The sequence below is a fragment of the Anaerotignum sp. genome (genome assembly GCF_031981185.1).
Taxonomy (GTDB): domain Bacteria; phylum Bacillota; class Clostridia; order Lachnospirales; family Anaerotignaceae; genus Chakrabartyella.
This window is the reverse complement of record NZ_DALYUL010000004.1, coordinates 132620-138689: the sequence shown is the minus strand read 5'-3', so window position 1 is coordinate 138689 and position 6070 is coordinate 132620. Positions and strand designations below refer to the sequence as shown.

At 40.6% G+C, this 6070-nt stretch carries 6 protein-coding genes; all 6 read right to left on the bottom strand.

Translation table 11 applies throughout. The annotated features are described in order from the left end of the window. The coding region (locus RTK36_RS03530) for a M16 family metallopeptidase (RefSeq protein WP_312044403.1) at window positions 1–415 on the bottom strand (415 nt) is incomplete at its 3' end. A gap of 124 nt (window positions 416–539) precedes the next feature. Further along, window positions 540–2693 (bottom strand): polyribonucleotide nucleotidyltransferase, encoded by a 2154-nt coding sequence (locus tag RTK36_RS03525; RefSeq protein ID WP_312044401.1) that lies wholly within the window; start codon window positions 2691–2693, stop codon window positions 540–542. A 171-nt stretch (window positions 2694–2864) separates the two neighbouring features. Beyond that, entirely contained in the window at window positions 2865–3128 is a 264-nt protein-coding gene (gene rpsO, locus RTK36_RS03520; protein WP_256150150.1) for a 30S ribosomal protein S15, read from the bottom strand. 146 nt (window positions 3129–3274) lie between these two features. Then, the gene (locus tag RTK36_RS03515) at window positions 3275–4174 is read right to left on the bottom strand and encodes a DMT family transporter (RefSeq protein WP_312044399.1); all 900 of its coding nucleotides are present in this window, start codon (window positions 4172–4174) and stop codon (window positions 3275–3277) included. An 18-nt stretch (window positions 4175–4192) separates the two neighbouring features. Next, complete coding sequence (locus RTK36_RS03510) at window positions 4193–5149, bottom strand: bifunctional riboflavin kinase/FAD synthetase (protein ID WP_312044397.1); 957 nt, start codon at window positions 5147–5149, stop codon at window positions 4193–4195. An 11-nt stretch (window positions 5150–5160) separates the two neighbouring features. Continuing rightward, a complete protein-coding gene (gene truB, locus RTK36_RS03505) occupies window positions 5161–6063 on the bottom strand; it encodes a tRNA pseudouridine(55) synthase TruB (protein ID WP_312044395.1) in 903 nt (300 codons plus the stop codon). Window positions 6064–6070 lie beyond the last annotated feature (7 nt).

The window sequence follows — 6070 nt, the reverse complement described above, 5'->3', positions numbered from 1 at the left end:
GCACCAATTCCTCCGGTGCATCCTCATACATATTGATTTCCTCAATAATAACATTGCGCTCTTTTTCCACGTCCTTTTGCGCAAATAAAGAACGCAAAAACATATCACTCATAACCTCTAAAGCTCTTTTAAAATGCTCATCCAATACACGGGTATGATAACAGGTGTATTCTTTGGTGGTATAAGCATTAATCTGTCCGCCTAAGGCATCCATGGCCTGGGCAATTTCCTTTGCACTTCTGTTTTCTGTTCCTTTAAACATCATATGCTCGATAAAATGAGATACACCGTTTTCCTCGGGTTTTTCGTTTCTGGAACCGTTTTTCACCCAAATACCAAAGGAAATGCTGCGTACATAGGCAATTTCCTCTAAAGCAACAGAAATTCCGTTTTGTAATTTTTTAATAATAACCATATAATCTCTCCCATGCAAAACGCTAATTTCTTTTATCATGTTCCAAACTATATTTTTTATGCTCTCATAAAAAAGAGACTGTGCAGGAAAACCTTCCTATTCACAGCCTCCTATCTGTTAGATATTATGCTTTATGACTATGCTTTTCTTCCTTAGGCTTTTCTTCCTGAGGTACTGCATCTTTGATTGAGAAATTCAATCTGCCCTGTTTATCAATTTCCATCAGCTTTGCGCTAACAATATCGCCAACAGCCAATACATCCTCAACCTTTTCCACGCGCTTGTTGGAAATCTTAGAAATATGAACCAAGCCTTCTTTGCCTGGTGCAATTTCAAAGAATGCGCCAAAAGCCATCAATCTTGTAATTGCGCCTGTGTAAATTGTGCCTGGAATAGGATCCTTTACAATGGCATTAATCATATCAATGGCGCGCTGAATATCAGCAGCATTAATACCCTTGATAAAGATTGTGCCATCATCTTCGGTATCAATTGCACATCCTGTTTCCTCAATAATTTTTTTGATTACTTTGCCTCTTGTACCAATAACTTCTGCAATCTTCTCAACATCAATTTGCATAGAAGCAATCTTTGGTGCATGAGGAGAAAGCTCTTTTCTGGATTCAGCAATTGCCTTCAGCATTACTTCGTTTAAAATATATTCTCTAGCTCTGCCTGTCTGAGCAAAAGCCTGCTCAATCATGGCAAAGGTCAAGCCTTTAATCTTCATATCCATTTGGATAGCTGTAATACCCTCGCTGGTTCCGGCAACCTTAAAGTCCATATCGCCAAAGAAGTCTTCAACGCCCTGAATATCAGTAATTTCAACAAAGTCATCCTCTGTATCGCCGGTAACCAATCCTACAGAAATACCTGCAACAGGACGCTTAATGGGAACACCTGCCGCCATCAGGGACAATGTGGAACCACAAATACTTGCCTGAGAGGTGGAACCGTTGGAGCTTAAAATATCGGAAACCAAACGGATTGCATATGGGAATTCCTCTTCACTGGGAATAACAGGCAATAAAGCTCTTTCACCCAATGCGCCATGGCCGATTTCACGTCTGCCGGGGCCTCTGGAAGTTTTCGCTTCACCCACGGAATAACCAGGGAAATTATAATGATGGATATAACGTTTGCCTGTTTCATTGGTATCTAAACCATCCAAACGCTGGCCTTCACTAATCATACCTAATGTGGTTACAGTCAAGCACTGTGTCTGTCCTCTAGAAAATAATGCAGAACCGTGAACACGGGGTAATACATCGATTTCAGCAGAAAGCTTTCTGATTTCTTCAATGCCACGACCGTCAGGACGCTTGTGGTCTTTTAAAATCATACGTCTCACTGTCATTTTTTCAAATTTATAGATAATTTCGCCCAACACTTCGCCGATTTTTGCATCTTCGCCATAAATTGCTGTCAGCTTTTCTGTTAAAGCTTCTGTAACTTCATCGGTAATCACCTTAAGCTTTGCATCTCTGTCTTGCTTCAATTCAGCAAAAACCGCATCTTCCATTCTTGCATCTGTGATGTAGCTTGTAACTAAATCATAAGCTTCCTGATTGATAACATGCTCTTCATAAGGTGCTTTTTCTTTGCCTTCTTTTGCTACGATTTCTTTGATGAATTTTACAACCTCAAGGTTGGTGTCAAAAGCCAAATGAATGGCTTCCATCATCAGTTCATCAGGAATTTCGTCTGCTCCAGCTTCAATCATCATAACCTTGTCCTCTTTGGAGGAAACAGTCAAGGATAATCTGGAAGTTTCTCTTTGCTCTGCCGTAGGGTTTACAACCAGCTGACCATCGCAATAGCCAATGCTTACGGAGGAAAGAGGATCAGTAAAAGGAATGTCGGAAATATTCAACGCCAAGGAAGCACCAATCATAGCAATTACTTCGGGTGAACAATCCTGGTCAACAGACATAACCGTCGCCACAATGGCAACATCATTTCTGTAATCCTTAGGGAATAAAGGTCTCAAAGGTCTATCAATACATCTGGAGGTCAATACAGCCTTTTCAGATGGTCTTCCTTCTCTTTTGATAAAGCCCCCGGGGATTTTACCTACAGAGTAAAGTCTTTCTTCGTAATCAATGCTCAGTGGGAAAAAGTCAATTCCTTCTCTGGGCTTTTGAGATGCAGTGGCGGTCACTAAAACTGTGGTTTCACCATAGCGCAAAATAACTGCACCATTTGCCTGCTCTGCAACTCTGCCAATTTCAGCTGTCAGAGTTCTGCCTGCTAAATCCATGGTATAAGTTCTAAACATAATAAAGTCTCCTTTTGTTTTTTCTTCTATGCACCATAGATCTTCAGCTTTTCTCATACCCTTAGCTATGAAAAAAGCTGGAAATCTATAGTGCCACATACACTTATTTTCTTTTTGAAATCATAGAAGAAAAGAGAGGAAATTTCCTCTCTCCTCCCTATATCGCAATTCTTACTTTCTCAGACCAAGTTCGCTAAGGATAGCACGATATCTTTCGATATCAAGGTCCTTCAAATAGTTCAAAAGACCTCTTCTCTGTCCTACCATTTTCAAAAGACCTCTTCTGGAGTGGTGATCCTTCTTGTGATCCTTCAAATGATCTGTAAGCATTGTAATTCTTGCAGTCAACAGAGCGATCTGTACTTCGGGAGAACCTGTATCGTTAGGGGTTCTGCCGTATTTTGCGATAATTTCCTGTTTGTTGATTGTTGCCATTGTTATTTCCTCCTTATAATTCCTGAAATTTTTTTTACTATGCATCCCCAAAGACTAAGTAATGGTTGGAGAGTCCAAAGACCGAGTCTCGGATTTACAGCATTTTTATTTTAGCATACTACCTTCGCCTTTGCAAGGTCAATACGCTAATTCTCTGGGTTTTCCACAATTTTTTCATCGACAGTTTTTGTAAAATCAAACTGTGAAAAGATGATTGCAAAAAATATAATAACAAAGCCCAAAGCCATTCTTATTGTTATCTGCTCTTTAAAAAGTAGTACAGAGAAAACCACACCAAAAACAGATTCCAAGCTTAAAATAATTGTGCCCACCGTTGCATTAATATATTTTAGCCCAATACTTTGTAAGGATAAACATACAGCCGTAGAAAAAACTGCCAAATAGAGCACATTTCCTGCAGCTGCCCATGATAAGCTTTGTGGAAATCCTCCTGTTGCAAAAACAGCAATCCATCCCAATAACCCTGCGACACAAATTTGCAACATGGTCAAAAGCATCGGGTCTCTCCCTCTGCAATAATACGCAATGGATATAATATTTGCGGCAAAAGCTCCACTACACAATAAAGTAATGCCATCCCCAAAAGTAATTTTCATACTGCCTTCCAATGAAATTAATCCAATCCCCACTAAGCAGATGGCCGCAGCGATAATATGATTTCTCTTGGGGCGCTCTTTCATAAAGATCCAGCCTAAAAAAGGTACGATAACACAATAGGCGGACGTTAAAAATGCACTTTTGCCGGGGGTGGTGCCATAAGTCATAGCCACTGTCTGTAATGCAGAGCCCAAAACCATGGTAGAACCTGAGACAAGTCCCCCGATTAAATATTCCTTATCAATGCGATGCCACTTTTTAATTGTTGCTATGGCAGTGATGATCCCTGCAACAGAAAAGCGAGACGCAACGATAAAAGATGTAGTTAATTCGTCAACAGCAAATTTTTGGAAAACAAAGGCACTGCCCCAAATGGCAGCTGTTAATAGCAACGCTAGGGTTGCCCATATTTTCTTATTTTGACTCATATTTATACTCCCCAATTTTTACTCTTGGGCGCTTTTCCATTTAATCAAATACTCCTCAGACGCAAAATATGCTGCTGCCTGCTCAGCATTTATTTCGATTTGCTGACGCAACTCCTCAACTCCGGGGAATTTGCGTTCACTACGTAAAAATTTATAAAAAAATGTTTGCAGTGTTTCTCCGTAAACATTTTCATTAAAATTCAGCAAATAAGTTTCCACAATTTTTTGTGTACCATTTACTGTAGGATTCATTCCAATATTGGTTACGCCATAATAATACTTGCCTTTATACAAAGTTTTTGTCGCATAAACGCCGTTTGGCGGAAACAATTTTAGCGGATGAGCGATGATGTTAATCGTAGGAAAACCAATGGTTCTGCCTAGTTTTTTCCCCTCAGAAACCTTCCCCAAAATGAAGTACGGTTCAGTGAGCATACGGTTAGCCTCTTCTAAATCCTTTTGTAGTAAGCATTTGCGAATTCTGGAGGAGCTGACACGTTCTTCCTCAAATAAAACAGAGGGTACTGCAATGACTTTAACACCACGGGCTTCTCCCAATCTTTGCAGCATTTCGTAATCACCTGAACGGTTAGCGCCAAAGTGATAATTTTCTCCTACTATTAAAACACGGCACTGCAATCTTTCAAAAATCAGCTTTATTGCAAAATCTTCGGCACTCATTGCTGAAAAAGTTTGGTCAAAGGGATACTCAATATAAGTATTAATGCCCAGTTGCTCCATGGTAAATTTCTTTTCCGAAGGAGCCATAATCAGCGCAAAGTCATCTTTTTTTCCGAACACCAGCATCGGATGGGGGGAAAAAGTAAAAACAACGCTTTTTAACCCTTCTTCCTCTGCAAATTGCTTTGTCAATTTGATCAACGCACGATGTCCCAGGTGCAAGCCGTCAAAATTGCCCAGCGTCACCGCCGTCGGCTGATTCTGGTCTATGTGCGTATCCGTGATATGTTCCATTTTTCTACTCCTTAAATCAACATCTTAAATGGTTTGATAAAAAAGCTTTTTTCTTCCTGCACTACTGTATAAATCCCCGTTAAATTCATTTTATGGTCAAAAACAATAACCTCTTGACCTTCCTTCAGCTCTTTTTCTGCCTGGAAAAATTCACTTCGTATCTTACCGCCGTTGTATAACAGCTTTGCAGATTTTTCAGAAACAAAAACCCGTGTATAGCCCTCCAAGGCATCTGCCAACCCTAAGAGAATAGTATCTACCTGTCCTGCTTCCTCTAAAGCCTTTAGCTCTTCTAGCTTGATGGCATTCTCCAAGGTGAATGCACCAGTAGCAGTTCTTAATAAACTTGCCATGTGTCCACCACAGCCCAATGTTTTGCCAATATCCGCGCATAGTGTGCGGATATATGTGCCCTTTGAGCAGTCCACGTCCATCTCCACTTGACAAGGAGGAATAAAGCGGCGAATTTTAATGTCATACACCTTAATCTTCCGCGCCTTACGTTCAATTTCTTTGCCTTCTCTTGCTAGCTCATATAGTTTTTTTCCATTGATTTTCACCGCAGAATACATAGGGGGTATTTGTTCCAACTCTCCAATAAAGGAGTTTATGGCGCTTCCAATGCTCTCCTCATCAAAAACCACAGGTTTCTCCTCCACTACCTCCCCCGAGGCATCCTCTGTTGTTGTAGAAATACCTAAATGGAGTATAGCCCGGTAGCTTTTGCGTCCATCCATAATGAGATCCGCAAGCTTAGTCCCTTTGCCCACGCATATGGGCAGTACCCCCTCGGCATCAGGATCAAGGGTACCTGTATGCCCCACTTTTTTCATGTGCAGTGTCTTACGCACCACCGCAACAACGTCATGGGAAGTAAACCCTTTTTCTTTATATATATTTAGGATTCCGTCCAAAAGGTCT

Coding starts and splice junctions, on each gene's coding strand:
- RTK36_RS03525 (WP_312044401.1), bottom strand. CDS start 2,693: ATGTTTAGAACTTATACCATGGATTTAGCAGGCAGAACTCTGACAGCT.
- RTK36_RS03515 (WP_312044399.1), bottom strand. CDS start 4,174: ATGAGTCAAAATAAGAAAATATGGGCAACCCTAGCGTTGCTATTAACA.
- RTK36_RS03510 (WP_312044397.1), bottom strand. CDS start 5,149: ATGGAACATATCACGGATACGCACATAGACCAGAATCAGCCGACGGCG.
- rpsO (WP_256150150.1), bottom strand. CDS start 3,128: ATGGCAACAATCAACAAACAGGAAATTATCGCAAAATACGGCAGAACC.